A 3,648-nucleotide genomic window follows, 5' to 3' on the forward strand; every position below is an offset into this window, starting at 1 on the left:
CCCACATCCTCCCCCCGCCCCCGGGGCCGCCGGGGATGCCGACCCCGGAGCGAATCGTTCACTACTACGCCGAGGCGGATCCGGCCGCGTCCCCCGTGGAGCGCCCCCGTCCGGACCTCCGGTGAGTCCCAGCAGACGGGGCTTTCCGGGGTGAAGTTGCGCTCACGTAGCGCATGAATCCACCTGCTCCCATGGGGCGCTCCCGCGCCCCGGACAACCTGGGGTGCCCAACAAGATGCGGCGAAAAACCCCCATCCGGGCGCCCTTCCCGATAAAAGACGACACCGCCATGGCGAATTTCCAGGACACGTTCCTTTCCGGCGCCAACATCGACTTCATCGAAGGGCTCTACGCCCGCTACCTCGAGGACCCCGCCAGCGTGGATGCGAGCTGGCGCGAGGTGTTCGAGCGCAATGATGGCGCCGGCCGACCCATCTTCAGCACGAAGCTGCTGGAAGCGGCCGCCGCTCCGGTGGTTCCCGCCGGCAAGGGCAATGGCAAGGCCGCCGCCGCGCAGCAGATGGCCCAGGCCGTCGCGCAGGCCCCCGCCGCCGCCGCTCCCGCCCAGGACGTGGTGGGCCTGCAGGCGAAGGTGGACCAGACCATCACCGCCTTCCGCCTGCGCGGCCACCTGCGCGCGAACCTGGACCCGCTCAACCGTCCCCGCCCCCCGCTGGAGCACGTGGCGGACGTGGGCATGGTGGATGACGGCCACTTCTCCGCGCGCGAGCGCGAGCAGCAGGTGGAGTGCAACAACGTCTTCCCCGAGCAGCGCGTGCGCCTGGGCGACCTGCTGGGCCGGCTGCACCGCACGTACACCGGCAGCATCGGCGTCGAGTACATGCAGATGCTCGACAGCAGCCGCCGCCGCTGGCTGATGCAGCGCATGGAGCACAGCGAGAACCGCACCGAGTTCTCCGTCGAGGACCAGCGCCACATCCTCACGCAGCTGTCCTACGCCGAGGGCTTCGAGCACTTCCTGCACACGAAGTACGTGGGCGCCAAGCGCTTCAGCCTCGACGGTGGCGAGGCCCTCATCCCCATGCTGGACGCGCTCGCGGAAGTGGGCAGCGGCATGGGCCTGAAGGAAATCGTCATCGGCATGGCCCACCGCGGCCGCCTCAACGTGCTGACGAACATCCTCGGCAAGAAGCCGGATCAGATCTTCAGCGAGTTCGACGGCCCCAAGGACCCCAAGGCCTACCTGGGCCGCGGCGACGTGAAGTACCACATGGGCTTCTCGTCGGACCGCCAGACGCGCCAGGGCCGCTCCGTGCACCTGTCGCTGGCCTTCAACCCCAGCCACCTGGAGTGCGTCAATCCGGTGGTGGAAGGCCGCGTGCGCGCCAAGCAGGACCGCGGCGGTGACACCGAGCGCACCGGCGTCATGCCGCTGCTCATCCACGGCGACGCGGCCTTCATCGGCCAGGGCGTGGTCCCGGAGACGCTCAACCTCGCCGGCCTCAAGGGCTACACGACGGGCGGCACCGTCCACGTCGTCATCAACAACCAGGTCGGCTTCACCACCGACCCGCACGACTCGCGCTCGTCCATCTACGCGACGGCCATCGCGCAGATGCTGGACATCCCCATCTTCCACGTGAACGGGGACGACCCGGAGGCCTGCGTCCACGTGGCGCGGCTGGCGGCCGAGTACCGGCAGACCTTCAAGAGCGACGTCGTCATCGACCTCGTCTGCTACCGCCGCTACGGCCACAACGAGGGCGACGAGCCCTCGTTCACGCAGCCGGCGATGTACGACATCATTCGCAAGCACCCCACCGTGCGCACGCTCTACGCGGCGCGGCTGGCGGAGCAGAGCCGCATCTCCGCGGAGGACTCCGAGGCCATCAAGCAGCGCTGCCAGCAGGAGTTCGACGCGGCGCTCACCCGCGCGCGGCAGGAGAGCCAGTTCAAGGAGCCCAGCGCGCTGGAGGGCCTGTGGGGGCCGTACAAGGGCGGCTTGCTGAAGAGCGCCCCGCAGGTCACCACCGGGGTGGACAAGGACAAGCTGTGCGAGGCGCTGCGCAAGCTGTCCACGCTGCCGGAGGGCTTCAACGTCCACCGCGACGTGGAGCGCACCGTCATCAAGAAGCGCCTGGGCATGCTGGACAGCGGTGAGCTGCAGTGGAGCGAGGGCGAGTCGCTGGCCTACGCCACGCTGCTGTCCGAGGGCTACAACGTCCGCATCACCGGCCAGGACAGCGAGCGCGGCACCTTCAGCCACCGCCACGCGGTGCTGCACGACATCCAGACGGGCGAGGAGTACGTGCCCCTGCGCCAGTTCGTCACCGGCAAGGGCAGCTTCCACATCCACAACAGCCCGCTGTCCGAGATGGGCGTGCTCGGCTTCGAGTACGGCTACAGCCTGGACGTGCCGGACGGCCTGACGGCGTGGGAGGCCCAGTTCGGCGACTTCGCCAACGGCGCCCAAATCATCATCGACCAGTTCATCGCCGCCGCGGAGAGCAAGTGGCGCCGCCTGAGCGGCATCACCCTGCTCCTGCCGCACGGCTACGAGGGCCAGGGCCCCGAGCACTCCAGCGCGCGTCTGGAGCGCTTCCTGGACCTGTGCGCCGAGGACAACATCCAGGTCTGCTACCCCACGACGCCCGCGCAGATCTTCCACCTGCTGCGCCGCCAGGTGCTGCGCCCCGTGCGCAAGCCGCTGGTCATCATGTCGCCCAAGAGCCTGCTGCGCCGGCCCGAGGCCACCAGCAAGATTGAAGAGCTGGCCACGGGCACCTTCCAGGAGGTCATCCTGGACACGGTGGCGCCCGCGGGCGTCACGCGGCTCATCCTGTGCAGCGGCAAGGTGTACTACGACCTGGTCAAGGCCCGGAACGAGCGCAAGGACGACAGCATCGCCATCGTCCGGCTGGAGCAGCTCTACCCGTTCCCCTTCGACGAGCTGGCAGGCCTCGTCGCGAAGATGCCGAAGCTCGCGGAGCTCCTCTGGGTGCAGGAGGAGCCGCGCAACGCGGGCGGCTGGCACTTCATGTTCCCCCGCCTGCACGACCTGGCATCTACGCGCTCGCAGCAGCCGGTGAAGATCGGCTACATCGGGCGCGCGGAGGCCGCCAGCCCTGCCACCGGCTTCCCCAAGACGCACGAGTACGAGCAGCAGCTCATCATCGAGGAAGCCATCTTCCGAGGGACCAAGAATGGCCGTTGAATTGAAAGTGCCCCCCCTGGGCGAGTCCATCACCGAGGCCGTCGTCGGAAAGTGGAACAAGAAGAAGGGTGACGCGGTCTCCGCCGACGAGCCTCTCGTCGTGCTGGAGACGGACAAGGTCACCATCGACGTGCCCGCTCCCGCCGCCGGCGCCCTGGCCAGCATCGCCTTCAAGGAGGGCGACAAGGTCCGCGTGGGCGAGGTGCTGGGCCTCATCGAGGCCGGTGCCGGTGCCTCCGCCGCGAAGCCCGCGGCGGCCGCCGCCGCGCCCACGCCTGCTCCCGCCGCGGCCCCCCAGGCTCCGGCCGGCGCCAGCGTGGACGCGCGCATGACGCCCACCGCGCGCAAGGTGGCCGAGGAGAACCAGGTCGACCTCTCCCAGGTGAAGGGCAGCGGCGCCGGTGGCCGCATCACCAAGGAGGACGTGCTCGGTCAAATCAACCGTCCGTCCACCCCCGCCCCCACCCAGGCTC

2 protein-coding genes are annotated in these 3,648 nt (G+C 69.4%); both read left to right on the top strand.

Translation table 11 applies throughout. The features are described from left to right. Nucleotides 1–289: 289 nt before the first annotated feature. Nucleotides 290–3,175: a 2-oxoglutarate dehydrogenase E1 component gene (locus HG543_RS52325; protein WP_169352469.1), complete on the top strand. Its 2,886-nt coding sequence runs from the start codon at nt 290–292 to the stop codon at nt 3,173–3,175. Continuing rightward, on the top strand, nt 3,165–3,648 hold a 484-nt coding region (locus HG543_RS52330; RefSeq protein WP_211194779.1), incomplete at its 3' end, for a biotin/lipoyl-containing protein. The genes HG543_RS52325 and HG543_RS52330, both read left to right, overlap by 11 nt.

The organism is Pyxidicoccus fallax (assembly GCF_012933655.1).
In the GTDB taxonomy this organism is placed as follows: Bacteria; Myxococcota; Myxococcia; order Myxococcales; family Myxococcaceae; genus Myxococcus; species Myxococcus fallax.

What these genes read in the sequence shown, in the direction of transcription:
- HG543_RS52325 (WP_169352469.1), top strand. Translation starts at nt 290, where the DNA reads ATGGCGAATTTCCAGGACACGTTCCTTTCCGGCGCCAACATCGACTTC.